Below are 25003 nucleotides of genomic sequence, written 5' to 3' on the forward strand. Positions count from 1 at the left end.
CCATGCTCGACAAAGTAGTTATCGCCAACCGCGGCGAAATCGCCCTGCGGATCCTGCGCGCCTGCCATGCCCTGGGCATCCGCACGGTCGCGCTGCATTCAACCGTGGACCGCAACCTCAAACACGTGGCCATGGCCGACGAGTCGGTGTGCATCGGCCCCGCCCCTTCGGCCCGCAGTTACCTGGATATGCCGGCCATCATCGCCGCGGCCGAGGTCACCGACGCCCAGGCCATCCATCCCGGCTACGGCTTCCTGGCCGAGAACGCGGACTTTGCCGAGCGGGTCGAGCAGTCCGGATTCATCTTCATCGGCCCCAGGGCCGAGACCATCCGCCTGATGGGCGACAAGGTCGCCGCAATCAAGGCGATGAAGGAAGCCGGCGTGCCGTGCGTGCCCGGCTCCGACGGTCCGCTGGGCGACGACGCCGCGGTCAACATCAAGCTGGCCCGGGAGATCGGCTATCCGGTCATCGTCAAGGCCTCCGGCGGCGGTGGCGGGCGCGGCATGCGCGTGGTGAACACCGAGGCGGCCCTGGCCAACGCGATTTCCACCACCAAGTCGGAAGCCAAGGCGGCGTTCGGCAACGACGTGGTGTACATGGAGAAGTTCCTCGAGGATCCGCGCCACATCGAGATCCAGGTGCTGGCCGACGGCCAGGGCAATGCCATCCACCTGGGCGAACGCGACTGCTCGATGCAGCGCCGCCACCAGAAGGTGGTGGAAGAAGCGCCGGCACCGGGCATCACCGATGAGCAGCGCGCCGAGATCGGCCAGGTGTGCGTGGAGGCGTGCCTGCGCATCGGCTACCGCGGCGCAGGCACCTTCGAGTTCCTGTACGAGAACGGCCGCTTCTACTTCATCGAAATGAACACCCGGATCCAGGTCGAGCATCCCGTGACCGAGATGGTCACCGGCATCGACCTGATCCGCGAACAGCTGATGATCGCCTCGGGGCGCCCGCTGTCGATCCGCCAGGAAGACGTGGTGCTGCGCGGCCACGCGATCGAGTGCCGCATCAACGCCGAGGATCCGGACAGCTTCCTGCCCTCGCCGGGCATGATCGAGCACTACCACGCCGCCGGCGGCGCGGGCGTGCGGGTGGACTCGCATATCTACGCCGGCTACCGCGTACCGCCGGACTATGACTCGATGATCGGCAAGCTGATCGTGCACGGCTCGGACCGCGAGCAGGCGATCTGCCGCATGCGCGTGGCGCTGAGTGAGATGGTCATCGACGGCATCAAGACCAACATCCCGCTGCACCAGCGGATCATGCGCGACGTGGGCTTCCAGCAGGGCGGGCAGAACATCCACTACCTGGAAAAGCGCCTGGCCGAGCGCCGCGACAAGTCACTGTCGATCAGCTGACGGTCCGCTGTTTTCAATGACCACCGGCGCGGCCTGCAGCTCGCCCGCCGGGGTCATCATCTCCCCGGTCCGCAGCTGGGTATCGGGCAGCAGCTGCACGCCCGCCCTGGACGACTGGCTGACCACGGTGACGTATTCGCTGGAACCGTCCGGCCAGATGACCTTGAACGTGCTGCCCGGTGGCAGCGCGGAGAACGGCGTGCCGCTCTGCGCCCGGTACACCGCCGCGAGCTGGGCCGCGCCTCCGATGCGCGCCTCGGCCGCGGAATCCACGCTGGTCACGGCCACCTGCGACAGGCTGTCGTGCTCCTCCCCTACCAGGGCATGGACCATCACCCCGAGGGCGGTCACCGAATAGGCCCCGAACAGGGCCACCCACAGCCAGAACCTCAGACGCGGCAGATAGTTCTTCTTCATCGCGTAGTTTTTTTTCATCGCGGTACTCCCTCGCCCAACAGCGAGCCAACCATTTCATCAAGTGCATTCCGACCACGCCGCGGGACCGCGGTGTCGTGGACGAATGCGGGAAAATCCTGGCGCGCATCGCGGGAACAGATGCCCCCGTTCGCGCAGTAGGAAGTCATCAGTGCGCCTTCCTGGGCGCAGTCCAGTCCGAGCGCGCAGGCGCCCAGCTGCCAGGCCAGCTCGGCCATCGGCGTGCCGGCCATCTGGCCGGCATAGGCGGGATCCCCACTGGCGGCCAGGCCCATGGCCGGTGCCAGCGCGGAGAATGCTTCCGGATCGCCCGAGGCCTGGACCCGATCCACCAGGTCGCGCCGGTAATCCGCCTCTTCATCCAGCGGCTCGCCCATTGCCAGCAGCGCAGCCTCGGCCGCCAGGCTGCCGGCTTCGGCCGCCTCCACCCGGTACCAGAGCACCAGCTCACGGTCGATACCGTCGATGGGCGCAAACTGCCGGCAGCGATGCGCCACCCGCTCGCGCGCCGCCACCATCGATGCAGACGTCGTGAGCCCCATGCGACCCAACTGGGCGGTATCGCGGGCGAAGCCGGCCGGATCCGTGGCGTGCGCGGCGCAATAGTCGTAGACCCTGCTGACCATCCACGCAGCCCCGGCATCTCCGGCCATCGCCGCGGGCAGCAGCCGGTGCACGAAGGCATGCAGGTCGTCGGCGGCTTCAAACGCCTCGCCAAGGCCCTGCGGCCGGGCATGAACCGGGGCTGCGGGAAAGGCCGTCGAGCTGGATACGGAAGCCTGCATGCGCCGTGCGCTACCGGCTCCCTGCAGCGACAGCCCGCCGGAACGCCCGGCGATCGCTGCGGCCGGATCGCCGACCGGATCGACACCCGGCACGGCGCCGCCGCCATCGCCCCACAGGGCATACAGCAGCGCCAGCAGCAACGATGCCAGCAGTGCAAACAGCACCGCGGGCCGGTTAAGGACCATGTCCATCGGGTATCGCAATCGCGGCGACCGTTCCGGTCGCGTTTCCGGAACACCGGATGGTAAAACAAACCCGCCGGTCAGCCTTGACGGCCGTCGGTGACCGCGCCGCCACGGCCCCCGGCTTTACCCCGTGCGCCGCGCACCGCACCATGCCCGCCTCTCCCCCCTTTCGCGGAAAAGCTCCATGCCCTATCTGGAACTGGCCCTGCGCTGCAGCGAATCCGAGCAACCGCGCTACGAGCGCGCGCTGGAAGACGTTGGTGCCCTGGCCGTGACCCTGCTCGACGCTGATGCCGACACCACCAACGAGTCGGCGATCCTGGAGCCGGGCGTGGGCGAAACGCCGCTGTGGCGCTCGCTGTCGCTGAGCGCGCTGTTTCCCCACGACGCCAACGGGCTGCTGCTGCTGGCAGCGCTGGAAGCCTTTGACCCGGAGCTGGACTGGTCCCGGGTGCAGTTCCAGATCATTGAGGACCAGGACTGGGAGCGGGTCTGGATGGACACCTACGCACCGCTGCAGTTCGGCCGGCGCACCTGGATCGTGCCGTGGAACCACGAACTGCCCGAAGCGGCAGGGGACGCGGACGCGGCCGTGATCCGGCTCGATCCCGGCCTGGCCTTCGGCTCCGGCACCCATCCCACCACCTCACTGTGCCTGCAGTGGCTGGACACGCTGGCCGATGAGGGCGCGCTGGACGGTGCCGAGGTGCTCGACTACGGCTGCGGCAGCGGCATCCTTGCCCTGGCCGCGCTGCGGCTGGGCGCCGCCGGCGCGGTGGGTGTGGACAACGACCCCCAGGCGCTCGCCGCCAGTCGGGACAATGCCGAACGCAACGGCCTGTCCGCAACGCTGGACCTGTATCCACCGCAGGAAACGCCCGGCCGCGCCTTCCCGGTGGTGGTCGCCAACATCCTTGCCTCGGCCCTGGACGGCCTGGCTGACACCCTGGCCGAGCGCACCGCGCCCGGCGGCCGCATTGCCCTGTCGGGCATCCTCGACGGCCAGGAGGAAGCGCTGCTGCGCCGTTACCGGCCCTGGTTCGAAAACCTGGCTTTGGCCCGGGAAGGAGACTGGGTTCGCATCGATGCGGTGCGCCGGCGTGATTGAATAGGCGCCATGTTCATCAACTGCCCGAACTGTGGCGCGCTGGTGGCCACCAACCTCGCCACCGACCTGCCGCCCGAGCGCTGCCCGAGCTGCGGGGCCGGGCTGCGGGCCGAACCTGACAGTCCAGCTGGCGAAGCCGCGCCGGCGCCGCCCACCCCTGCGGCTCCCACATTCGTCGCACCCCCGCTGGCAGCGGCCACGCCCATTCCGGCCACTGGGCGGGCGGCGCCTGCCGTTTTCGTGCCGCTCCGTCCCTCGCGTCCGGCGTCCGAACCGGACGGAGATGTGGAACCGGGGCAGCCCCATCCCCCACCCGACGCCGCGGCGGAACAACCCTCGACACCTCCTGGTGACGGGGTCGTCGGCGCGGCCACCCCGGTGGACCCTGCGCCCACCGCACCACAACCGCCCCCCATCAGCCCGGACACACTGACCGACGCCCAACCGCATCCGGACCCTCCCGGATCCCCCGCGGCGGCTGAAGCCCCTGATGCTCTGCAACTCCCTGAAGGATCCGGAGCCCCGGAAGCACCTGAAGAAGCCCCCGACTCTTCGGCTGCCGACTCCGTCCCCACAGCCACCGTGCCGGCCGCTCGCTCGGCGCCGCGCTTCGCGCTGTCGCGCCCGGACAGCAAAGTCACGTCCAGCTGGCGACTCATCGCGGCCGCCGGCGGACTGGCACTGCTGCTCGTAATCCAGCTGCTGCTGGCCGAGCGCGCGCACATGGCCAGTCACGCCGCATGGCGGCCGGTGGTCGCCGCGCTGTGCACCGTGGTGCGCTGCCAGCTGCCCGCCTGGCGCGAGCCGGCGGCCATCACCGTGCAGCAGCGCGACGTGCGCCCGGTGGACGGCCGCCCCGGCGTGCTCCGGGTCAGCGCCACCATCCGCAACGAAGCGGGCCGGGCCCAGGCCTGGCCGCGCATCACCCTGACCCTGTCCGACATCGATGGTCGAGCTCTGGGCATGCGCACCTTCGAGCCGGCCGAATACCTGCTCCAGCCGCCGGCCAACATCACCCTGGCCAGTGGCGAGGCCGCTGCGATCGGCCTGGAGATCGTGGAGCCGTCACCACACGCCGTCGCCTTCAACTTCCGCTTCCACTGAGGCTCGACGTATTGGCGCCTGCCGCCCCGGCGGGATAGACTGGCCGGCCCCTTGCCGCACCCCCGGCCGCCTCGCGGCCGCCGTCGCTGGCGGCAAGCGCTGCAACGCATCACCGGGAAGAACCATTGGACTCCTCCGAACGCTCCCAAGCCGCCAACCTCTCCGGCCCGCGGACGCCCCTGCGCGACCATGTGGCCCGATCGGTGCGGCGTCTTTTGCGCGACCTCAACGGCAGTGGCGCTGACGACCTGTATCAGATCGCGCTGCGTGAGCTTGAGATCCCGCTGTTCGTAGAGGTGCTCAATCACTGCGATGGCAACCAGAGCCGTGCCGCCGGCATGCTCGGCATCCACCGCGCCACCCTGCGCAGGAAGCTGCGCGAATACGGCCTGAGCTGACCCATGACCACCCTTGACCGCCTGCCCGTCCGCCGGGCGCTGCTGTCTGTGTCCGACAAGACCGGATTGATTGAACTGGCCCGCGCGCTTGCTGCGCGCAACGTGGAGCTGCTGTCCACCGGCGGCACCGCGAAGGCGATCCGCGAGGCGGGTCTTGCGGTGCGTGACGTGTCCGAAGTGACCGGCTTCCCCGAAATGATGGATGGCCGGGTCAAGACCCTGCATCCGGTGGTCCACGGCGGCCTGCTCGGGCGCGCCGGCATCGATGACGCGGTGATGGCCGAGCACGGCATCGGCGCGATCGACCTGCTGGTGCTGAACCTGTACCCGTTCGAGCAGGTCACCGCAAAGGCCGACTGCACACTTGCCGACGCGGTGGAGAACATCGACATTGGCGGCCCGGCGATGCTGCGCAGCGCGGCCAAGAACTTCGCCCGCGTGGCCGTGGCCACCTCGCCGGACCAGTACGCCGGCCTGCTGGCCGAGCTGGAAGCCAACCACGGTGAGCTCTCTGCTGCCACCCGCTTCGCCCTGTCGGTGGCCGCGTTCAACCGCGTGGCCCAGTACGACGCGGCAATCAGCAGCTACCTGTCCGCAGTCACCGACACCAGCGCCGCGGTGCCGGCGCGCAGCGCCTTCCCGGCCCAGGCCAACGGCAGCTTCGTCAAGGTGATGGACCTGCGCTACGGCGAGAACCCGCACCAGCAGGCCGCGTTCTACCGCGACCTGCATCCGGCGCCCGGCTCGCTGGCCACCTTCGAGCAGCTGCAGGGCAAGGAGCTGAGCTACAACAACATCGCCGACGCCGACGCCGCCTGGGAGTGCGTGCGCCAGTTCGACGCCGCGGCCTGCGTGATCGTCAAGCATGCCAATCCCTGCGGCGTGGCCGTGGGCAGCGGCTGCGGCGAGGCCTACGAGGCGGCCTACGGTACCGATCCGACCAGCGCCTTCGGCGGCATCATCGCGTTCAACCGCACCCTGGACGCGGCCACCGCCAAGGCCATCCTCGACCGCCAGTTCGTCGAGGTGCTGATCGCGCCGGACTACGAGGACGGCGCGCTGGCATACGCCACGAAGAAAGCCAACGTGCGCGTGCTGCGCATCCCGATGGCCGCGGCCGCGCCCGGCTTCATGGACACCAAGCGCATCGGCTCGGGCCTGCTGATGCAGACCGCCGACGACCGCGTGGTCACCCGCGACGAGTTGCAGGTGGTGACGAAGCTGGCGCCGACAGACGCCCAGTTTGCCGACCTGCTGTTCGCGTGGAAGGTGGCCAAGTTCGTCAAGTCCAACGCGATCGTCTATGCAAAGGACAGCCGCACGATTGGCGTGGGTGCCGGTCAGATGAGCCGCGTGTATTCGGCGCGCATTGCCGGCATCAAGGCCACGGACGCGGGGCTGGTGGTGGAGGGCTCGGTGATGGCTTCCGACGCGTTCTTCCCGTTCCGCGACGGTATCGATGCGGCGGCGGAGGCCGGCATCAAGGCGGTGATCCAGCCGGGCGGTTCCATGCGCGACGCCGAGGTGATTGCGGCAGCGGACGAGCACGGCGTCGCCATGGTGTTCACCGGGGTGCGCCACTTCAGGCACTGAGTCCCGCCCTCGCGGAAGTCGCCGCGCTTGAACGTGCGCGGCGCACGTTTGATGTGCGGAGGCGACGGTAGAATGCACGCGAGTCCATCGGGAGCGGCACCGTGAAAATTCTTGTCATCGGCGGCGGCGGCCGCGAGCATGCATTGGCCTGGAAGCTGGCGCAGTCGCCGCGGGTGTCCGAAGTGCTGGTCGCACCTGGCAATGCCGGCACGGCCACCGAGGACAGGTGCCGCAACGTGGACGTGTCTGCGACCGACCTGGACGGCCTGCAAGCACTGGCGCGCGATGAAGCCGTGGCCTTCACCGTGGTCGGTCCCGAAGCGCCGCTGGTGGCGGGCATCGTGGACCGGTTCCGCGAAGCAGGCCTGGCTGTCTTCGGACCCACCGCAGCGGCCGCCCGGCTGGAAGGCAGCAAGGCCTTCGCCAAGGAGTTCCTCGACCGCCACGGCATTCCCACCGCCCGCCACGAGGTGTTCACCGACGCCGTGGCGGCGCTGGAGTACCTGAAGGCCCACGCCGCCCGCAATGGCGAGGACGCGCCCATCGTGATCAAGGCCGACGGTCTGGCCGCGGGCAAGGGCGTGATCGTTGCCGCCGATCTGGTCGAGGCCGAAGCGGCAGTGACCGACATGCTGTCGGACAACGCCTTCGGCGAGGCCGGTTCGCGCGTGGTGATCGAGGAATTCCTGGAAGGCGAGGAGGCCAGTTTCATTGCCATGGTTGATGGCAGCACCGCGCTGCCGATGGCCACCAGCCAGGACCACAAGCGCGTGGGCGATGGCGATACCGGCCCCAACACCGGCGGCATGGGCGCCTATTCTCCGGCGCCGGTGGTCACCCCGGAACTGCACGCGCGCATCATGCGCGAGGTGATCGAGCCGACCGTGCGCGGCATGGCCGCCGACGGCGCGCCGTTCACCGGCGTCCTCTACGCCGGCCTGATGATCACCAGTGACGGTATGCCGAAGGTGATCGAGTTCAACGTGCGCTTCGGCGATCCGGAAACCCAGCCCATCATGATGCGGCTGCAGTCCGACTTCGCCGAGCTTGTACAGGCCGGGATCGATGCCCGCCTGGAGTCAGTCCAACCGCAGTGGGATCCGCGCCCGGCGGTGGGCGTGGTGATGGCCGCCGAAGGCTATCCCGGCACCCCACGCACCGGCGACACCCTCAACGCCTGGGACGTGCCCGAGCCGGAAGACAGCAAGATCTTCCATGCCGGCACCCGCCTGGAAGGCGAGCACGCGGTCACCGCCGGCGGCCGCGTGCTGTGCGTCTGTGCACTGGGTGACACGGTTGAAGCGGCGCAGCAGCGCGCCTATTCGGCCGTGGCCGGGATCTCCTGGCACGGCGAATTCCACCGCCATGACATCGGCTGGCGGGCGATCGAACGCGAGCGCGGCTGAAGCCGCCTGCTATCCGCGCAGCAGGCAGGGAATCTCGACCAGGATCACGGCGGCAGCCATGCCCACCGCAAACCACTGCAGGGCGCCGAGCAGCTTCGGCTCCTTGCCCTGGCGCGCGGCGCCCACACCACCGATCACCAGCACCGCCATCAGCGGCACCCCCAGCAATACCCAGGCCCAGGCCGCGAAAGCGAGGGTGTCGCCCAAGGTGTGATCGGGTCCACGGGCCCACAGCAAAGGGATTGCCAGCGCCATCGCCCCGGCCACCGCGCAGGCAGCCGGTCCCATCCACCCCCCCGGTTTGCCATCCACCAGCGGCTTTGCGCGCGGTACTGATGCTTCGGACATCCAGCCTTCTCCCGTCAGCTGTTGCGGCGCCGGCTGCATTGCCGGCGCAACTCCCGTCTAACACGGCCTCGCCCCGGCCTGCAATCGTGCACTGCACCACATTGCGTCCGGAACCGGGCCCTCCAGCAGTGACCGCAACCGCGCTCTGGTAGTCTCCGCCGGTTCGCCAAGGAGCCCTGCATGGCCGGTCAAAGCCAGTTTTCCCTGCTGACCCAGCGCCGCTTCCTGCCGTATTTCACGGTGCAGGCGCTGGGTGCATTCAACGACAACGTCTACCGCCAGGCGATCATCGGCCTGCTGTTTTTCCTCGGCGTGAGCAGCGAAGAACGCACGCTCTACACCAACCTCGCGCCGGCGCTGTTCATCCTGCCCTACTTCCTGTTTTCCGGGATCGCCGGGCAGGTCGCCGAGCGGATGGAGAAGCAGAAGCTCATCGTGGTCACCACCACGATGGAGATCTTCGTCATGGCGACCGCCGCGATCGGGTTCCTGACGTCGAACATGGTCGTGCTGCTGGTGGCGCTGTTCGGCACCGGCCTGCAGTCGGCGCTGTTCGGACCGGTGAAGTATTCGATCCTGCCCTCGGTGCTCAAGCCCGAGGAGCTGACCGGCGGCAACGGCCTGGTCGAGATGGGCACCTCGATCTCGATCCTGTGCGGGATGATCTACGGCGGGCTGGTGTTCCAGGTGGCCGGAAGCTGGGGGCCGGAGGCCGCGGCCGCGTCGGTCATCGCCTTGGCGGTGTTCGGCAACCTGGTGGCGCGCACCATTCCCAAAGTCGATGCCGGCGATCCGTCGCTGAAGGTCAACTGGAACCCGATCCCGGAGAACATCGCGGTTTGGAAGCTCACCCGTCGCGTGCCGGCGGTGCGCAACGCGGTGCTGGGGGTGTCCTGGTTCTGGTTCATCGGCACCATGCTGACCGCCCAGCTGCCCACCTATGCCGAGGTCAACCTGGGCGGCGCACAGGGCCTCTACATCTTCGCCCTGGCGCTGTTCTCGGTGGGCGTGGGGGTGGGCTCGCTGCTGTGCGAGAAGCTGTCGGCGCGCACGGTGGAGATCGGGCTGGTGCCGCTGGGTGCGCTGGGCATCAGCGCCTTCATGATCGACCTGTACTTCGCCCGGCCCGGCGAAGCGCTGGTCGCCGGACTGGGCGTGGGCGGGTTTCTGGCCGCGCCGGGCAGCTGGCGGATCGTGATGGACCTGACCGGTATCGGTCTGTTCGTGGGCTTCTACGTGGTGCCGCTGTTCGCGCTGATCCAAAGCCGCTCGCCGCGCAACGAGCTGTCGCGGGTGATCGCCGGCATGAACATCCAGAACGCGGCCTTCATCGTCTCGGCCGCCATCGTGGGCATCGCCCTGCAGCGCTACCTGGACTGGAGCATCCCGCAGATGTTCCTGGCCCTGGCCATCGCCAACCTGATGGTGGCGACGTACATCATCACCATCGTGCCCGAGTTCCTGATGCGCTTTCTGAGCTGGCTGCTGGTACGCACGCTGTACCGGCTGCGGATCGAAGGCATCGAGGAGCACGTGCCGGACGAAGGCCCCGCCCTGCTGGTATGCAACCACGTCAGCTATATGGACGCGCTGATCCTGGCGGCCAGCACGCCGCGACCGGTGCGCTTCGTGATGTATCACCGGATCTTCGACATCCCGCTGCTGCGCTGGATCTTCCGCACCGCGCGCGCGATCCCGATCGCGCCGGAGAAGGAAGACCCGGCCCTGATGCAGCTCGCGCTGGATGAGATCGACCGCACCCTGGCCGAGGGCGAGCTGGTACTGATCTTCCCCGAGGGCCGGCTGACCGCGGACGGCGGGATCGCTCCGTTCCGGCGCGGGATCGAGCGCATCGTCGAACGCGCCGCCGCGCGCGGGCAGCAGGTGCCGGTGGTGCCGATGGCCCTGCGCAACATGTGGTCGAGCATGTGGAGCCGGCGCAGCGTGTCAGCCGAGGCCGGCCGTCTGGGAAGAATGCGGATGCCACGCCGGCTGCGGGCCCGGATCGGCGTCGCCGCCGGCCCGCCGATCGCGGGCGCCGACGCCAACGCGGCGGGTTTGGAAACGCTGGTCAAAAAGCTGCGCGGCGACCTCCCGTAGGAGCGCGCCATGCGCGCGAAGCCGCGTGAATCCTGGCCTGGGACAAGGCGTCGGAACCTGCTATCCGGCCGAAACCACGCCGCGTGGCCATGCGTCACGCGGTTTCGCGCGCATGGCGCGCTCCTACAGTGGGATGGGTCAGCTGCCCTGGTACCAGCGCTCGATGAGCCAGCGGGAGATCGAGACCGACGGTGAAAGCAGGATGCCCTCGTTCTGGGTCTCGCCGCGCAGGGCGGCGCCGATTTCCTCGCGCCCGAACCAGCGCACGTCTTCCAGCTCATCGGTGTTGGGAACCGGCTCGTCCGGCTCTGCGTCGGCTTCAAAACCAAGCATGAGCGAGGACGGGAACGGCCACGGCTGGGAGCCCAGGTAGCGGCTCGCACGCACCCGCACCTGCGACTCCTCGAACACCTCCCGCTCCACGGTCTGCTCCAGGGTCTCGCCGGGCTCCACGAAGCCGGCCAGCACCGACCAGCGCCGCGCGGGCCAGGTGGCTTCGCGTCCCATCAGCAGACGCTCGCCATCGGAGACCGAGACGATCACCGCCGGATCGGTGCGCGGGTAGTGTTCGATCGCACAGCGCGCGCAGTGGCCGAGCCAACCCGCCCGGGCAAAGGCCAGCGGTCCGCCGCAGGCGCCGCAGAAGCGGTGCCGGGAGCGCCAGTGCAGCACCGCTCGCGCCTGGGCAAAGGCAGTGGCCTCGCGCAGCGGCCACAGCGCTGCCGCGGCGCGCAGGTTGATCCGCCCTTCGGCCTCGATCCCAGCCTGCTCCGCCGGCAGCGCAAACCAGCCGCGCTCACCGTGCAGGCCCAGGAACACCGCATCCTCCGGCAGGGCAACGGCCACGGCCGCGCATTCCACCGTGAACAGTGCATCGTCGGCGGCGGTAAGCGCATTGCCGTCCGCATCAAGCAGCAGCAATCGCGCCTGCGGCCACAGGGCTGCAAGCGCGGAGGGTTCGTTGCGCAGGTGTTCGGCGCGGTCGAGCGGCGCCCCGACGAAGGCGAATGACATGCCGCCATCATCGCACGGCCGGCGCCGCCGGCAAGGGGCTACATGGTGAAGCTTGAGCCGCAGCCGCAGGTGGTCTTGGCGTTGGGGTTGCGGATGGTGAACTGGGCGCCGTGCAGGCTCTCCACGTAGTCCACCGCCGAGCCCATCAGGTACTGCAGGCTGAGCGGATCGACCACCATCACCACGCCGTCGGTGTCCACGGCCAGGTCGTCCTCGGCCTGCTCTTCGTCAAATTCGAAGCCGTACTGGAATCCGGAGCAGCCGCCGCCCTGGATGTAGACCCGCAGTTTGAGTTCAGGGTTGCCTTCGCTTTCGACCAGTTCCTTCACCTTGGCCGCGGCTGCGGGGGTGAAGTCGATCGGGCGCTGCAGGGACTGGTAGCCGGGGGCGGCTTCGGGGAGACCTACGATATCCATGGTGCTCAGGATGGGGGGCCGGAGGCCCCGGTTCAAGGTGTGGGGGTGGAACGGCCCGTCGCATCGGCCCAGGGGAACGACTGTTCCGCCGCTTCACCGCGAGCCGGCGCGGCGCGAACCGTGATGCGTACCGGGGTGAAACCATCCGGCAGCACGATATCGCCCTCCACCTGCTGGAAGTATTTGAACGAGTACTCCACCGCTGGCGCTTCATCGTGCTGGCGCAGATCAGACCACTCCAGCTGCTCCAGCCGGCCGTTGCGGCTGCCTTCGATCGCCAGGGTCAGGCCGCCTTCGCTGGCCTGGCCGCGATCCAGGTTCTGGGTCAGGGTGGCGGCGAAGTGCCACACCCGGCCCTCACCGGGACGGATCTGCAGCTCGTGCACGGTCAGGCCGCGGCGCTGGGCAGTCGAGCCAACGAAACGTTCGTAGAAGGCCACCTCGGCCCTGAGCCCGGCCACCTGCTCTTCCCGCTCGGCCAGCGCACCCTGCAGTTCGCGGTTGGCCTCGCGGCTGATCTGGTCGGAGCGGGCCAGGGTGGTCACGCGCTGCTCCAGCGCCTCCACCTGCTCCTGCAGCGCCCGCGGGTCTTCACCCCCGCCCCCGAACACAGTCAGGACGCCCCAGATGCCAAAGCCCAGCAACAGCAGGACCAGGGCAAGCAGCCCATAGACCCAGTTGACGTGGAGATCTCGCCGCTCTCCCTCGGAATGCTGGCCATTGTCCATCCAGCCATGATATCGCCCGTGGGGCGTGCCGGCACACCTGACCCTGGCCAGCCGGGTTCGACGGCATTCAGCCGCCTTGGCCCGGTACCGGCCCATGTGCGGTTGCCTATACTTTGCCGGGAAGGCGGTCCGCTCCGCTGCCACCGAGACGCACATGTCCGAGGCACACCTGTTCGCAATCGGCATCCTACTGGCCTGGCTGGCTGGGATCCGCGCCTACCTGACCGTCTTCGGCGTGGGCCTGGCGGGCGCCCTTGGCTGGCTGGATCTGCCCGAGGCGCTGCAGGCCACCACCTCGCCCTGGGTATTGGGCGTATCCGGCGCGCTGGCGGCCACCGAATTCCTGGCCGACAAGATTCCAGGCGTGGACTCGGTCTGGGACCTGCTGCAGACCCTGGCCCGGGTGCCGGCGGGCGCCTTCCTGGCCGCAGCGGCGCTGTCTCCGGATGGCGAACTGGGGGCCGGCATGCTGGTCGCTGGCGGCGGCGTGGCGCTGGTCAGCCACGTGCTCAAGTCCGGCTCGCGCGCCATGCTCAACACCTCACCAGAGCCGGTCAGCAACTGGGCCGCATCGATCTCCGAGGATGTCGTGGTGGTCGGCGCGCTTGCCCTGGCCCTTGCCTATCCGTGGCTCGCCCTGGCACTGGTACTGGCCATCGGCATCTCCAGCGCGTTGCTGGTGTGGTGGATCTGGCGCTGGATTTTCAGGCGTCGCCCGCGGCAGGCCGTCACTCCGTCCTGAGTTTTCCGGCACAGCCCGAATGCGGACCGGCGCACGGAACTTCCGACCGGAACTGCACATAATCCGCGTTGCACTCGGGGAGCAGGCAGCTCAGCTGAGCGGTTTGCAGGCCGCTGCTCCAGACAGTTGCCTGCACCGGTCAATCACGGCACAGTCGAACAATGGGGACTTCCAACGACATTCCCCGCGCCGAATTTCCACCGGCGCGGTACTGGCGACGCTGGGGCGCGGATGCTGGCCCGCCCACGTCGCCTGCACTGGATAGCGATGCCGGCAACGGCCACGTCGCGGGCGCCACTGGTTCCGGTCCGGCTGCGGCAGCGGCGGAGAGCGGTGAGCCGCCGTATCGCGTGCTGGTGGTGGAAGACGATCGCAGCCAGGCGCTGTTCGCCGAGTCGGTGCTGGCCGGTGCCGGCATCCAGGCCCGGGCGATCTCGGATCCGGCCCAGGTCATGCAGACGCTCGAGTCGATGCGCCCGGACCTGGTGCTGATGGATCTGCACATGCCGGCCATCGATGGCGCCGAGCTGACCGACATGATCCGCGCCCACCCCACCCTGGCCCACACGCCAATCGTGTTCCTGACCGGAGACCCGGACCCCGAACGCCAGTTCGAGGTATTGGAGATCGGCGCCGATGACTTCCTGTCCAAGCCGGTGCGTCCGCGCCACCTGATCGCCGCGGTGGAAAATCGCATCATGCGCACGCGCCAGCAGCAGGCGCAGCGTGCCGCCGCGAACGGCAACCTGGATACCGGCCTGCTTACCCGGTCGCGCATGTTCCAGCGCCTGGCCGCGGCCATCCCCAACGACTCCGGCAGCCTGTACCTGGTGGAGATCGAAGGCATGGCTGCGCTACGCGAACGGCTCGGCTACAGCGCGCTGGAAGAATTGCTGGACGCGGCCGCCCGCCGGATTGCCGGTCTGGCCGGCGAACATGCTGCGGCGCGGATCAACGACAACAGCTTCCTGGTCCACGCCGGCCAGGCGCTGGATATCGACGAATTCGCCCGCGAGCTGCGTGACGGGCTGGCACGGCAGGAAGAAGGTGACGAGCATGGGCCTCGCCTTCGCGCCTGCGTGGGCTGCACAGAGATCACCCGGGCGTTCGCCAATGCAGGCGATGCCCTCACCGCGGCCGAGCAGGCTCTTCGCAGTGCCCGCACCCAGTCGCATGGCATCGGTGTGTACGCGCCATCCGCCGCCCCGGAGCAGGAGGCCAGCGGCCTGGCCGGGCAGGTGGCCAGCGCCGTGGCGGAACGGCGGATCGAGCTGGCATTCCAGCCGATCGTAGCCGTGGCCGGCGGCGACGAAGCCCAGTACCAGGTATTGATGCGGCTGCGCGACGCCGACGACAACCAGCTCACCGCGGCGCAGGTGCTGCCGATCGCCGAGGCCGCTGGGCTGGTACACGAGATCGACCGCCAGGTGCTCGAGCAGGCGATCGCCGTGCTGCAGCGCCAACAGCGTTCCGGCGCCGGTGTGCGGCTGTTCGTGTCCCAGTCCGCTGCCAGCCTCGCACGCATCAGCTATGCCGAATGGCTGCTGGAGGCGCTGGCCGCAGCCGGGGTGGAAACAGGCTCGCTGGTGATCGATGTGCAGCAGGATGACGCACTGATCCAGGCCATCGCGCTGCAGGAATTCAGCGCCAAGATGGTGCCTGCCGGCGTACAGCTGTGCCTGGGCCGTTACGAACCGGGCGGCGAGATCGACACCCTGCTGCCACAGCTTCCGCTGAGCTTCGTACGCCTGACCCCGGGCTTTTCCAGCAGGCTGGGTGAGCCGGAAGTACGCGACCGCATGCGGGAAGCAGTAGAACGCGCGCATCGCCTGGGCCTGCTGGTGATCGGCCAGCAGGTGGAGGACCCGCAGGCGGCGGCCACGCTGTGGATGAGCGGCATTGATTTCATCCAGGGCAACCTGGTGCAACAGGCAGCAGGTGACCTGGACTTCGACTTTCACGACTCGGTGCTCTGATCATGCAAACGTTGGCAAGGACCCGCCCGTCTGCCCTCATGCTCCGCTGGCTCGCCCTGGGTGCAGCCTGCGGCGCGGCCATCATGCTGCTGCTGGATTTCTTCGGCCTGGCCGGCCCGTGGCAAGGCATCGCGCTGGTGCTGACGCTGCTGGCGGCGTTCGCCCTCTGCGCAACGACCTATTTCATGCAGCATTACGATCGGGAGATCGAAGAGGCGCAGGAACAGATGCGCCACAGCGAGGCCGAGCGCGCCGAGCTGGAACAGCAGCTTGCCCGGCACGCCGAGCTGGAACAGCAGCTGCGCCACGCCAAGCGCACCGCAGAGGCCGCTGTGATGGCCAAGGGCGAGTTCCTGGCCACCATGAGCCACGAGATCCGCACGCCCCTCAACGGCATCGTGCCGATGCTGGACCTGCTGATGCATGCACGGTTGGCCGCGGACCACGCCGAACTGGTGCGCACCGCACACACGTCATCCCAGCATCTGCTGCGGATCGTTGACGACATCCTCGATTACTCCAAGCTCGAGGCCGACAAGCTCGAGCTGGAAAGCACCGCCTTCAACGTGCGTGAGCTGCTGGAGGAAGTGATCCAGATGATGGAGCGTCCGGCGCAGAGCAAGGGCCTGCGCATGCACCTGCAGATCGATTCCAGCGTTCGCCTGCCGGTACGCGGCGACCCGGTCCGCCTGCGCCAGGTACTGGGCAACCTGCTCAGCAACGCGGTCAAGTTCACCGAACGCGGCTCGATCACGGTCAACGTGCACCGCATCGGGGAAAGCACGGCCCAGCACCAGCTGCGGTTCGAGGTGCGTGATACCGGCGTAGGCATTTCCAGGGCGGCGCAGCCGCGCCTGTTCCAGGCGTTCAACCAGGCCGATGCCTCCACCACCCGCCTGTACGGCGGGACCGGCCTGGGCCTGGCCATTTCCAAGCGCATCGTGGAGCTGATGGACGGGCAGATCGGGGTGGACTCGGAGGCCGGCCAGGGCGCCACTTTCTGGTTTGAAGTGCCCATGCTCAAGGTCCAGGGCGACATGCCCACCAATGAGCGGCTTGCCGATGGCGGCCGCCTGCTGCTGCTGAGCGCCGATCCGCGCCTGCGCCTGCGCCTGTCCATGCTGTTGCCCAACTGGGGATTGCGGGTCAGCACGGTGGAAACCACCCAGGAAGCCCTCAACCGCTTACGTACCGCTGCAAGCCAGGGCGCACCGTGGGCCTATTCGATCGTGCTGGCGGACCTGGCCGGCATGCGCCACACGGCCCTGGCCCTGCACCGCAACCTCGGCCGCCAGGCCATCTACGGCGATCTCCAGCTGGTCTGCCTGTATGGAGACGATGAAGTGCCCGAAGAGCTGCGCCGCAGCGCCACCGTGCTCAGCCGTCAGGCGCCCGACGCCGACCTGCGCGCTGCCCTGGTAGGCGAGCCGGAGAGCCGCCCGTTGATGGCCGTGGACGTGGATTACCTGGAGCCGACAGAGAGCCAGACTGCACCTGCCGCGGAAACGGCTGCCGCAGCCGACGCGCCCGCCCGCCCTGCCCGTACCCCCCGGGTGCTGCTGGTGGAAGACAACCCCGTCAATCTCATGGTCGGCCAGCGCCTGCTGTCCATGCTCGGCATCACCTGCGACACCGCCGGCAACGGCGAGGCCGCGCTGCTGCGCATGTCCGCATCGCGCTACGACCTGGTGCTGATGGACTGCCAGATGCCGGTGATGGACGGTTACACCGCCAGCCGCCAGTGGCGCGAGAGCGAAGCCGGCTCGGGGCGCCACCTGCCAATCATCGCCATGACCGCCAACGCCATGGCCGGCGACCGCCAGAAATGCCTGGATGCCGGCATGGACGACTACCTGCCCAAGCCGGTCACCCGCAGCGAGCTGGAGCGCTGCATCTATCACTGGTGGAACCCGGATATGCCCCCTGTCGATGAGGTGGACACGGACGGGGAAGATCTTGCTGAAGATGACGCCCAGGAGACGCAGGCGACACCAGCAGTTGTGGCACCCACACCGGTTGTCCCCCCGACTTCAACCACCAGGCCGCCGCCCCCACCGGTGATCGATGAAGAAGTGCTGGATGAACTTCGCAGCATGCTCGGAGACGAGGTCGAACACCTGATTGACCTGTTCCTGGAAGATACGCCCAAGCTGCTCGCGCGGCTGGAGATCGCCGCCTCCAAACCGGACTACGCTGCCCTGCGCGACGCTGCCCATTCGCTCAAATCGTCCAGCGCCAACCTGGGAGCCATGCTGCTCTCGGCCGCGGCCAGGCGGGTTGAGCAGGGCGCGCGCGAAGGCAAGCTGGAGCGCCCGGCGGTAGCGGTGGCGGTGGTGGTCAACGAGTTCGGCAGGGCCCGGCGCCAGCTGCGCTCGCGCAGCGACGCCGCCATCTGACCGGAATCAGTCCGCCATCTGCCCCTGCAGGTAATTCTCCATCCCGACCCGCTCAATCAGGTCAAGCTGGGTTTCAAGCCAGTCCACGTGCTCTTCCTCATCCTCGAGGATATCGACAAACAGCTCACGGCTGACGTAATCACTCACTCCTTCACAGTAGGCGATGGCATCGCGCAGCAGCGGGATCCCCTCCAGCTCCAAGGCCAGGTCGCAGTCCAGGATCTCGCGCGGGCCCTCGCCGATCTTCAGCTTGCCCAGGGCCTGGAAGTTGGGCAGCCCCTCCAGGAACAGGATGCGCTCCGCCAACTTGTCGGCGTGCTTCATTTCATCGATCGACTCTTCGTACTCGTGCTTCGCCCAGCGCTCCAGACCCCAGTGCTTGAGCATCTTGGCGTGCAGGAAGTACTGGTTGATCGCGGTCAGTTCGTTGTAGAGCACCTTGTTGAGGAACTCGATGACCTTCTTGTCGCCTTTCATGGGGGCACCTCCGTCAGCGGTTGCGGCCACCACTGTACCGCCCCGGAGAATCCCGTGGCGGAACGCGAATCGTGCTCATTCCGACCCGGGAGCGGGCCGGGGCTGACAGCCGCTCAGGCGGCTTCGGCGATGACCGGCAGCGCGAGCGGCGCCGCCTCCGGTGCGTCTTCCGCGTCGCGACCGTGGACCTCGTCCAGCAGCCCGCTCGCGGTTTCGATGCAGGAGCCGCAGCTCGAACCGCACCCGGTACGCATCATCAATTCCGACATCTCCCCGCAACCGGCCGTGGCCGCATCGCGGATTTCGCTGTCGGTAACCCCGTGGCAAAGGCAAACGTACACAGTGCAAAGACCGGTCTGGGAAACGGCCTCCATTTCACCGCAGTCGAGAATGATTGTCAATTACGGTCGCAAACGGTTCTCAGTTCGTGCCGGGTTTGCGACCTCGGGCGCGCTCACCCGCCGGAGCCCTGTCCTGCGGGCGCTTGCGACGCAGCCCGTGGCGACGCGGCGGATCGAACGTCCTGGGCGGGACGGCCGCGGTTCCCGCCACCTGCCGCGCAAACGGCGCCAGGTGACGCAGGGCGCTGGCGTACACTCCGCGCTTGAAGGTGACCACGTTCTCCATCGGGTACCAGAAATCCACCCAGCGCCAGTGGTCGAACTCGGGCTTGTCGGTCAGGTCCAGGCGCAGATCGCCCTCCTGCCCGGTGAACTGCAGCAGGAACCACACCTGCTTCTGGCCGATGCACACCAGCTTGTCGTTACGGCGGATGGCCCGCGGCGGCAGCCGGTAGCGCAGCCAGCCAGGCGTAGCTCCAAGCACGGCCACGTGGCCGGGCAGCAGCCCGGTTTCCTCGCGCAGCTCGCGATACATTGCCTCAAGCGGCGTCTCGTCGGTGTTCATCCCGCCCTGCGGGAACTGCCAACCGTCACGACGCACGCGTCGGGCCCAGAACACCCGACCGTCGGCATGCATGAGCACAATGCCGACGTTGGGCCGGTAGCCGTCCGGATCGATCACGACACGGACTCCAAAAATATACTGTCATCGACTCTGCCACGCCCCAGCCCCGTCGACAAGCGGCGCCTGCGCGGATTGACTACGGCACCACAAGCATGGAAAATTGAGGGTTCGCCGCGCCCTTGCGCGCAGGCCCGATGGCTATGTAGCTCAGCCGGTTAGAGCACAGCACTCATAATGCTGGGGTCGGTGGTTCGAGTCCACCCATAGCCACCATCCGGATTTCGCATCAAACCCCATGAATTTCATGGGGTTTTTTGTTGCCGGATCCAGCGCCGACTTTCCCGTGTCGCGGCAGCTTTTCACCGCGCCAGCAACCTCCGCGTCCAGTCCAGCAGCACCAGCGGCAGCCGCTCCGGGGCCGAGAGCACCGCGTAGCTGTCCGGTCCGAACACCTTCGGCAGGTAGCCTGGCGCCTGCAGGTCCACGGTCAGGCAGAACGGAAAGATGCCCTGCAGGCGCGCTTCGGTGACCGATTGGCGCATGTCTTCGACGCCGAACCGACCGTCGTAGCGGTCCGCGTCGTTGGGCTTGCCGTCCGACAGCATCAGCAGCAGCCGGTGTTCGGCGGGCTGGCGCATCAGCATCGCGCTGGCGTGGCGGATGGCGGCGCCGGCGCGGGTGTAGTGCTCCGGCTCCAGGCCGGCGATGCGCAGCGCGACCTCCTGCCCGTACGGCTCATCGAACGCCTTGAGCATGCGCATTGACACGCCGTGCGGGCCTTCGCCGGAGAAGGCGTTGACCGAGAACGGTTCCCCCAGCCCCTGCAGGGCCACGCAGACCAGCAGCAGCGCCTCGCGCTCGACGTCGATCACCCGGCGGCCGTCGCCGATGAAGCCGTCGGTGGAGCCGCTGGCGTCGACCAGCAGCGAGACGGCGATGCTTCGCCGGCCGGGGCGACGCGCCTCGTACAGGCCCTCGCGCAGGAAACCGCCGGCGCGCAGGTCGGCGCGGCCCTCCACGCAGGCATCGATGTCGATGTCCTCGCCTTCGGCCTGCCGGCGCAGGCGGACGCGTTCGGGCCGCAGGGCCTCGAACTGGCGGCGGATCCCGTCCAGGTGGGAGCTGTGACGGGCCAGGGTGGCGTCGACCCAGCCCGGATCGCCTTCTGCCGGCGACAGCATCCGCACCGTGGTGGCGTCTTCGATGTAGGACGCGTCGGCGTGGTTCCACTCCGGATAGAGAAATCGGGTGCCCGCTTCGTCCCGGTCCTTGAACTCGAACACCGAGCGGCTGTCGGGCGGATCGTCCGACAGGAGCACTTCACGCGGCGGGTCGGGCGCGGCGACCATCCGGGTGGATGCCAGCTCGGAGAGCATGTCGCCGTACTCGTCGGGGCTGGTTTCATCGTCGCGGTCGACCGGACGCTGCAGGCCGAACGGATCCTCGGCGATCTCATGCGGCGCGTCCTGCTGGATCATCCACGCGCCGGGATCGCCCGGCTTGTCCTCGTCTTGCGTCGCTTCCCGCTGCTCGGGCCGCCGCTCCATCCGGGCGCTGCGCACGTCCTCCGGCGCCTGCCCGTGATCGAACGGCTTGCCGTCCACGACGCTCGCCTTGCCCGCGCTGGCCTCACGCAGTTCACCGGTCCACCAGTCGCGATACAGCGGCATCGGTCCGAGCCGGCGGCATTGGGCCAGGTCAATGGTCCACTCCTGCAGCAGCTCCCTGGCCCGGGCGATCGACGCTTCAACCGGGCCGGGGAGATCACGGGCCGGCTGCAGCTCGGCCTCCAGGATGCCGCGCACCAACCGCTCCAGCGGCTGTCTTGCGGGCGCCAGTTCATCCAGCGCCGGCCGCGCCGCCAGGGCCAGCCGCCGCAGCCGCCGCAGCGGGGTCAACAGGCCCGGGAACCGGTGCACCACCTCTGCTTCCACGGCCTGCGCCTCCAGCACCAGCGCAGTGTCGCGGAGCAGCGGCCGGGGCTGGGCAAGGATCGCCTGCGAGCTTCCGCGCAGCGTCCTGAAGGCCTGCTGCAATGCCATGGCGCGGTACAGCTCGGACGCCTCGACCGCATCGCACGTATCCAGGTGCGTCGGCAACCAGATCGTGTCGGCGCTGGCAGCCGGGATCGTCTGCCGGTGGCGCGGATAGGCGGCGGGATGGAACAGCCGGTGCAGCATGGTTGGGCGTGCCGGCGGCAGCGCCACCCGCATCGGCAGGCTGGACCCGCAGGCGGCCGAAAGCAGCAGGTCCAGGCGCCGGGCCAGCGAAGCGAGCGCTATGGGTTGGTCGGGATCGTGCGGGTAATGACGACGCCAGGTGTCGCGGATGAAGACCGTCGCGCTGCGCGCCACATCAACAACGAAGTCTTCGGGTTCAGACACGTCGGCATCCGCCTACGGGAACATCGCGTCGACCAGTTCGCGCATCGCGCCGAGCAGGGTCGGGTCGTCGCTCAGCGGCGAGACCACCGCTGCGTTGCATGCTTCGCGAACCCCGATGCCGCTGGCCACCAGGCGACCGGCGGCGATCAGCAGCCGCGTACTCGGCACCTCGGCCAGACCGCGGTCGCGCAGTGAGCGCAGCCGTCCGGCCAGCTCGACCAGCGCCACCGCGGTGCCGTTGTCCACGCTGCTTTCGGCAGCGACGATCGCCGCTTCCGCCGGCGGCTCCGGGAAGTCGAGGTCGATGGCGACGAAGCGCTGGCGCGTGCTCGGCTTGAGGTCCTTGAGCATGCGCTGGTAGCCGGGGTTGTAGGAAATGATCAGCTGGAAGCCCGGCGCGGCCTCCAGGGTCTCGCCGGTGCGGTCGATCGGCAGGATGCGCCGGTAGTCCGTCAGCGGATGCAGCACCACGATGGTGTCCTGGCGCGCTTCGACCACTTCATCCAGATAGCAGATCGCGCCTTCGCGCACGGCCCGGGTCAGCGGTCCGTCCTGCCAAACCGTCTCGTCGTGGCGGATCAGGAACCGCCCGATCAGGTCGCTGGCGGTCAGGTCGTCATGGCACGCAACGGTGATCAGCGGCCGCCCCAGCCGCCACGCCATGTGCTCCACCAACCGGGTCTTGCCGCAGCCCGTGGGGCCCTTGAGCATCACCGCCAGGCCACCGGCGTGGCACTGCTGCACGATCTCGACCTCGTTGCCGGTGGGCAGGTAGTACGGTTCGGCCGTCTCCGGCCTCATGCGCTCATCCACCGATCAGCCATCCCCCAGCACAACAGGCCGGTCTTCGACAGCATCGTCGATCACCACGAAATGCGGCCGGTACCTGAAGAAGTCGAAGATGAACATGCCAACGCCTGTGGCGAACACCGTCGCGGTCAGGATCAGCATCAGGAAGTGCACCTGGATCTTGAGCTGGGCATCGAGGTAACCCATGCCCATGATCCGCTCCAGGTACACCTGGGCGATGCCCGCGGTCCCGAACGACAGCGTCATCCCGAACATGCCCGCCACCTGCAGCCAGAACGCCCAGTAGCCCAGCGGCGAATACCTGTCCTGCGGCCGGTTGGTCAGGCCCGGCAGCGCGTAGGTGATCATCGCCATGATGATCATCGCGTAGGCACCGTAGAACGCCGAGTGCGCGTGCATCGCGGTGATCAGCGTGCCATGGGTCCACTTGTTTACCGAAGGCCAGGTATGAGCCAGGCCGAGCAGCCCGGCGCCGAACAGCGCGAAGATAGCGCTGCCGATGGTCCAATGCAGGGCCAGCGTGTTGGGATGCTTTACCCCGCCGCGCCGCATCGCCGCGTAGGCGTAGATCGCCATGGCCGCCAAGGCCAGCGGCTCCAGCGCGCTGAAGAAGCCGCCGACCGGCAGCCAGATCTGCGGTACGCCCACCCAGTAGTAGTGGTGCGCGGTGCCGAGGATGCCGGCGATGAACACCAGGCCCACGATCACGTACAGCCACTTCTCCATCACCTCGCGGTCGATGCCCGACAGGCGGATGAGCAGGTAGGCAAGGAAGCCGGCCATGATCATCATCCACACGCCCTCGACCCACAGGTGGATGGTCCACCAGCGGTAGAAGATCGAGACGGTGTAGTTCTCGTAGTACAGCAGCGCCGGGATGTAGAGCACCGCCGAAAGCCCCAGGCCCAGCAGCAGCACCCCCTCCGTCGTGGTCAGCCGCCGCGCCTTCTTGATCGTCATGCCGATGTTGTAGAGGAACATCACCATGCAGATGACGATCACGATCTTGTGCGGCAGCGGTTGCTCGAGCAGCTTGTTGCCGGTGCCGTAGCGGAACAGGTAGCCGATGACCGCGGTCACGCCCATCAGCGTCCACAGGGCGAGCTGCCAGTAGGCAAGCTTCACGCTGTACAGCTCGGTGCGCGATTCATCCGGCACCAGCCAGTAGGTGGCGCCCATGAAACCGGTGAGCACCCAGACGATCAACAGATTGGTGTGGATAGTCTTGGTGACGTCGAACGGGAGGATGTAGAGCAGCGGGTCCGGCCCCAGGTACTTGGTTGCAGACAGCAGGCCGAACACGATCTGCAGCCCGAACAGCACCATGGCCACGGCGAAGTACCAGTAAGCCACCGATTGGGACTTGTAACGCATGGAAGATCTCCCGGTGCCGGCGCAGGACGCCCGCCAGTCTTATTTCATCGATCCAAGGAAGGCCACGAGCTGCTCGATCTGTTCTTCGGTCAGGGTGTCCGGATAGGTGTTGGGCATGAAGGACGTGCCTTCCGCCGAGAACATCGCGCCGGGCACCAGGTGCGCGCTGGGCGCCACGATCGATTCGCGAATGTAGCCCTCGACGTCGGTCGCGCTGCCGCTGTAGTCCGGCGATGCCAGCGTCTGCGCCGCGCGCTCCGCCATGCCGGCCATCGACGGACCGGCGAGCTGGACGCCCGGCTGCAGCGAATGGCAGGCCGTGCAGACCGGCACCGCGGTGCCGAACAGGTTTTCGCCGATCGCGCGCGGGTCGCTGTCCGCGCGCACGGGCCTGACTTCCTGCGCCTCGGCCGCGCCCTCGGCCGTGCCCTGCGCGGCCACGACGACCGAGCCTCCGGACACCAGGATCGGACGCGGTGGCCAGCCCTGGTTGTCGACCTTCGACACCCAGTCCAGGAACTTGACCAGGTTCGCGATCTCGACCTCGCTGAGGTCCTGCGTCGGCATCAGGCGCCGATGGCGCTGCTCGTCGTAGAACTGGGACGGATCACGCATGTAGGCCTTGAGGTAGGCCTCGCCGCGGTGCTGCGCGATCTTGGTCAGGTCGGGGGCGTAGTAGGCGCCTTCACCAAACAGGGTGTGACAGTTGATGCAGTTGTACTTGTGCCAGACGTCCTTGCCGTGGGTGACCTCCGGCGTGATGTCCTGCGCATTGGTGAGCTCGCCAAAGCGCATGTGGCTGTGAATGGTCAGGCCAACGAAGGCAAGGGCGGCCAGGGCCGTCCCCACGATGGCGAAGATTCGGGACTGCCGCTTGTTCATGGGTC

At 68.1% G+C, this 25003-nt stretch carries 23 protein-coding genes and 1 tRNA gene; 11 read left to right on the forward strand and 13 right to left on the reverse strand.

The features are described 5' to 3' along the window. Nucleotides 1-2: 2 nt before the first annotated feature. Nucleotides 3-1370 carry an acetyl-CoA carboxylase biotin carboxylase subunit gene (gene accC / locus ACW7G3_RS11415; RefSeq protein ID WP_456982849.1) on the forward strand — a complete coding sequence of 456 codons (1368 nt, stop codon included), beginning with the start codon at nucleotides 3-5 and terminating at the stop codon, nucleotides 1368-1370. Here the strand turns inward: accC and ACW7G3_RS11420 are convergent. Together ACW7G3_RS11420 and ACW7G3_RS11425 are read right to left on the reverse strand one after the other, a co-directional pair. Continuing rightward, on the reverse strand, nucleotides 1353-1805 hold the full coding sequence (locus ACW7G3_RS11420) for a hypothetical protein (RefSeq protein ID WP_456982851.1): 453 nt from the start codon (nucleotides 1803-1805) through the stop codon (nucleotides 1353-1355). The genes accC and ACW7G3_RS11420 overlap by 18 nt on opposite strands. Beyond that, entirely contained in the window at nucleotides 1802-2782 is a 981-nt protein-coding gene (locus ACW7G3_RS11425; RefSeq protein ID WP_456982852.1) for a hypothetical protein, read from the reverse strand. The genes ACW7G3_RS11420 and ACW7G3_RS11425 overlap by 4 nt, the downstream gene beginning before the upstream one ends. A 178-nt stretch (nucleotides 2783-2960) precedes the next feature. Between ACW7G3_RS11425 and prmA the strand changes: the two genes are divergently transcribed. From prmA to purD, 5 genes are all read left to right on the forward strand, one after another. Beyond that, nucleotides 2961-3884: a 50S ribosomal protein L11 methyltransferase gene (gene prmA, locus ACW7G3_RS11430; protein ID WP_456982854.1), complete on the forward strand. Its 924-nt coding sequence runs from the start codon at nucleotides 2961-2963 to the stop codon at nucleotides 3882-3884. Nucleotides 3885-4466: 582 nt separating this feature from the next. After that, on the forward strand, nucleotides 4467-4988 hold the full coding sequence (locus tag ACW7G3_RS11435) for a DUF3426 domain-containing protein (RefSeq protein WP_456982856.1): 522 nt from the start codon (nucleotides 4467-4469) through the stop codon (nucleotides 4986-4988). 125 nt (nucleotides 4989-5113) lie between these two features. Next, nucleotides 5114-5386, forward strand: a complete 273-nt coding sequence (fis, locus tag ACW7G3_RS11440; protein ID WP_456973000.1) for a DNA-binding transcriptional regulator Fis — start codon at nucleotides 5114-5116, stop codon at nucleotides 5384-5386. Between the two features lie 3 nt (nucleotides 5387-5389). Next, nucleotides 5390-6979, forward strand: coding sequence for a bifunctional phosphoribosylaminoimidazolecarboxamide formyltransferase/IMP cyclohydrolase (purH, locus tag ACW7G3_RS11445; RefSeq protein WP_456982857.1), 1590 nt, complete (start codon nucleotides 5390-5392; stop codon nucleotides 6977-6979). Between the two features lie 101 nt (nucleotides 6980-7080). Next, the gene (gene purD / locus ACW7G3_RS11450; protein WP_456982858.1) at nucleotides 7081-8385 is read left to right on the forward strand and encodes a phosphoribosylamine--glycine ligase; all 1305 of its coding nucleotides are present in this window, start codon (nucleotides 7081-7083) and stop codon (nucleotides 8383-8385) included. Nucleotides 8386-8394: 9 nt separating this feature from the next. Here purD and ACW7G3_RS11455 read toward each other — a convergent pair whose 3' ends face one another. Continuing rightward, nucleotides 8395-8733, reverse strand: a complete 339-nt coding sequence (locus tag ACW7G3_RS11455; protein ID WP_456972994.1) for a hypothetical protein — start codon at nucleotides 8731-8733, stop codon at nucleotides 8395-8397. Nucleotides 8734-8913: 180 nt separating this feature from the next. Here ACW7G3_RS11455 and ACW7G3_RS11460 point away from each other — a divergent pair, with 180 nt between their 5' ends. Beyond that, entirely contained in the window at nucleotides 8914-10833 is a 1920-nt protein-coding gene (locus tag ACW7G3_RS11460; protein ID WP_456982860.1) for an MFS transporter, read from the forward strand. 138 nt (nucleotides 10834-10971) lie between these two features. On the opposite strand, the gene nudC is transcribed toward ACW7G3_RS11460, so the two are convergent. Genes nudC through ACW7G3_RS11475 form a run of 3 tightly spaced genes read right to left on the reverse strand, consistent with a single transcriptional unit; the run spans nucleotide 10972 to nucleotide 12991 of the window. Further along, entirely contained in the window at nucleotides 10972-11847 is an 876-nt protein-coding gene (gene nudC / locus ACW7G3_RS11465; RefSeq protein ID WP_456982861.1) for an NAD(+) diphosphatase, read from the reverse strand. A 38-nt stretch (nucleotides 11848-11885) separates the two neighbouring features. Then, complete coding sequence (gene erpA, locus ACW7G3_RS11470; protein ID WP_456972988.1) at nucleotides 11886-12263, reverse strand: iron-sulfur cluster insertion protein ErpA; 378 nt, start codon at nucleotides 12261-12263, stop codon at nucleotides 11886-11888. Between the two features lie 32 nt (nucleotides 12264-12295). Continuing rightward, a complete protein-coding gene (locus ACW7G3_RS11475) occupies nucleotides 12296-12991 on the reverse strand; it encodes a DUF6776 family protein (RefSeq protein WP_456982862.1) in 696 nt (231 codons plus the stop codon). Nucleotides 12992-13145: 154 nt separating this feature from the next. Here ACW7G3_RS11475 and ACW7G3_RS11480 point away from each other — a divergent pair, with 154 nt between their 5' ends. The 3 genes from ACW7G3_RS11480 (at nucleotide 13146) to ACW7G3_RS11490 (ending at nucleotide 18105) form a co-directional block, all read left to right on the forward strand. Then, on the forward strand, nucleotides 13146-13733 hold the full coding sequence (locus tag ACW7G3_RS11480; protein ID WP_456982864.1) for a DUF4126 domain-containing protein: 588 nt from the start codon (nucleotides 13146-13148) through the stop codon (nucleotides 13731-13733). Between the two features lie 161 nt (nucleotides 13734-13894). Continuing rightward, entirely contained in the window at nucleotides 13895-15709 is a 1815-nt protein-coding gene (locus tag ACW7G3_RS11485; RefSeq protein ID WP_456982866.1) for an EAL domain-containing protein, read from the forward strand. 38 nt (nucleotides 15710-15747) lie between these two features. Next, entirely contained in the window at nucleotides 15748-18105 is a 2358-nt protein-coding gene (locus ACW7G3_RS11490; protein ID WP_456982867.1) for an ATP-binding protein, read from the forward strand. A gap of 6 nt (nucleotides 18106-18111) precedes the next feature. Here the strand turns inward: ACW7G3_RS11490 and bfr are convergent, their stop codons facing one another. The 3 genes from bfr to ACW7G3_RS11505 all read right to left on the reverse strand — a co-directional run bounded on the left by bfr (nucleotide 18112) and on the right by ACW7G3_RS11505 (nucleotide 19605). Next, the gene (bfr, locus tag ACW7G3_RS11495) at nucleotides 18112-18582 is read right to left on the reverse strand and encodes a bacterioferritin (protein WP_456982868.1); all 471 of its coding nucleotides are present in this window, start codon (nucleotides 18580-18582) and stop codon (nucleotides 18112-18114) included. A 113-nt stretch (nucleotides 18583-18695) separates the two neighbouring features. Further along, nucleotides 18696-18983 (reverse strand): (2Fe-2S)-binding protein, encoded by a 288-nt coding sequence (locus tag ACW7G3_RS11500; RefSeq protein ID WP_456982870.1) that lies wholly within the window; start codon nucleotides 18981-18983, stop codon nucleotides 18696-18698. A gap of 19 nt (nucleotides 18984-19002) precedes the next feature. After that, nucleotides 19003-19605 carry an RNA pyrophosphohydrolase gene (locus ACW7G3_RS11505; RefSeq protein WP_456982872.1) on the reverse strand — a complete coding sequence of 201 codons (603 nt, stop codon included), beginning with the start codon at nucleotides 19603-19605 and terminating at the stop codon, nucleotides 19003-19005. A 139-nt stretch (nucleotides 19606-19744) separates the two neighbouring features. Between ACW7G3_RS11505 and ACW7G3_RS11510 the strand changes: the two genes are divergently transcribed. Beyond that, nucleotides 19745-19821: transfer RNA gene (locus tag ACW7G3_RS11510), tRNA-Met, on the forward strand. Nucleotides 19822-19907: 86 nt separating this feature from the next. Here ACW7G3_RS11510 and ACW7G3_RS11515 read toward each other — a convergent pair. From ACW7G3_RS11515 to ACW7G3_RS11530, 4 genes are read right to left on the reverse strand one after another with little or no spacing between them, the layout of a single operon-like run. Further along, the gene (locus ACW7G3_RS11515) at nucleotides 19908-21932 is read right to left on the reverse strand and encodes a nitric oxide reductase activation protein NorD (RefSeq protein WP_456982873.1); all 2025 of its coding nucleotides are present in this window, start codon (nucleotides 21930-21932) and stop codon (nucleotides 19908-19910) included. Nucleotides 21933-21944: 12 nt separating this feature from the next. Then, entirely contained in the window at nucleotides 21945-22733 is a 789-nt protein-coding gene (locus ACW7G3_RS11520) for an AAA family ATPase (RefSeq protein WP_456982875.1), read from the reverse strand. 15 nt (nucleotides 22734-22748) lie between these two features. Then, the gene (locus ACW7G3_RS11525; RefSeq protein WP_456972952.1) at nucleotides 22749-24116 is read right to left on the reverse strand and encodes a cbb3-type cytochrome c oxidase subunit I; all 1368 of its coding nucleotides are present in this window, start codon (nucleotides 24114-24116) and stop codon (nucleotides 22749-22751) included. Between the two features lie 39 nt (nucleotides 24117-24155). Next, entirely contained in the window at nucleotides 24156-24998 is an 843-nt protein-coding gene (locus tag ACW7G3_RS11530; RefSeq protein ID WP_456972950.1) for a c-type cytochrome, read from the reverse strand. Nucleotides 24999-25003: the final 5 nt, after the last annotated feature.

The sequence above is a fragment of the Luteimonas sp. A478 genome, assembly GCF_054052025.1.

Bases quoted from the DNA above. Each gene is read 5' to 3' on its own strand.
- accC (WP_456982849.1), top strand. From the start codon at position 3: ATGCTCGACAAAGTAGTTATCGCCAACCGCGGCGAAATCGCCCTGCGG.
- ACW7G3_RS11420 (WP_456982851.1), bottom strand. From the start codon at position 1,805: ATGAAAAAAAACTACGCGATGAAGAAGAACTATCTGCCGCGTCTGAGG.
- ACW7G3_RS11425 (WP_456982852.1), bottom strand. From the start codon at position 2,782: ATGGACATGGTCCTTAACCGGCCCGCGGTGCTGTTTGCACTGCTGGCA.
- prmA (WP_456982854.1), top strand. From the start codon at position 2,961: ATGCCCTATCTGGAACTGGCCCTGCGCTGCAGCGAATCCGAGCAACCG.
- purH (WP_456982857.1), top strand. From the start codon at position 5,390: ATGACCACCCTTGACCGCCTGCCCGTCCGCCGGGCGCTGCTGTCTGTG.
- ACW7G3_RS11455 (WP_456972994.1), bottom strand. From the start codon at position 8,733: ATGTCCGAAGCATCAGTACCGCGCGCAAAGCCGCTGGTGGATGGCAAA.
- ACW7G3_RS11460 (WP_456982860.1), top strand. From the start codon at position 8,914: ATGGCCGGTCAAAGCCAGTTTTCCCTGCTGACCCAGCGCCGCTTCCTG.
- nudC (WP_456982861.1), bottom strand. From the start codon at position 11,847: ATGTCATTCGCCTTCGTCGGGGCGCCGCTCGACCGCGCCGAACACCTG.
- erpA (WP_456972988.1), bottom strand. From the start codon at position 12,263: ATGGATATCGTAGGTCTCCCCGAAGCCGCCCCCGGCTACCAGTCCCTG.
- ACW7G3_RS11475 (WP_456982862.1), bottom strand. From the start codon at position 12,991: ATGGACAATGGCCAGCATTCCGAGGGAGAGCGGCGAGATCTCCACGTC.
- ACW7G3_RS11480 (WP_456982864.1), top strand. From the start codon at position 13,146: ATGTCCGAGGCACACCTGTTCGCAATCGGCATCCTACTGGCCTGGCTG.
- ACW7G3_RS11485 (WP_456982866.1), top strand. From the start codon at position 13,895: ATGGGGACTTCCAACGACATTCCCCGCGCCGAATTTCCACCGGCGCGG.
- ACW7G3_RS11490 (WP_456982867.1), top strand. From the start codon at position 15,748: ATGCTCCGCTGGCTCGCCCTGGGTGCAGCCTGCGGCGCGGCCATCATG.
- bfr (WP_456982868.1), bottom strand. From the start codon at position 18,582: ATGAAAGGCGACAAGAAGGTCATCGAGTTCCTCAACAAGGTGCTCTAC.
- ACW7G3_RS11520 (WP_456982875.1), bottom strand. From the start codon at position 22,733: ATGAGGCCGGAGACGGCCGAACCGTACTACCTGCCCACCGGCAACGAG.
- ACW7G3_RS11525 (WP_456972952.1), bottom strand. From the start codon at position 24,116: ATGCGTTACAAGTCCCAATCGGTGGCTTACTGGTACTTCGCCGTGGCC.
- ACW7G3_RS11530 (WP_456972950.1), bottom strand. From the start codon at position 24,998: ATGAACAAGCGGCAGTCCCGAATCTTCGCCATCGTGGGGACGGCCCTG.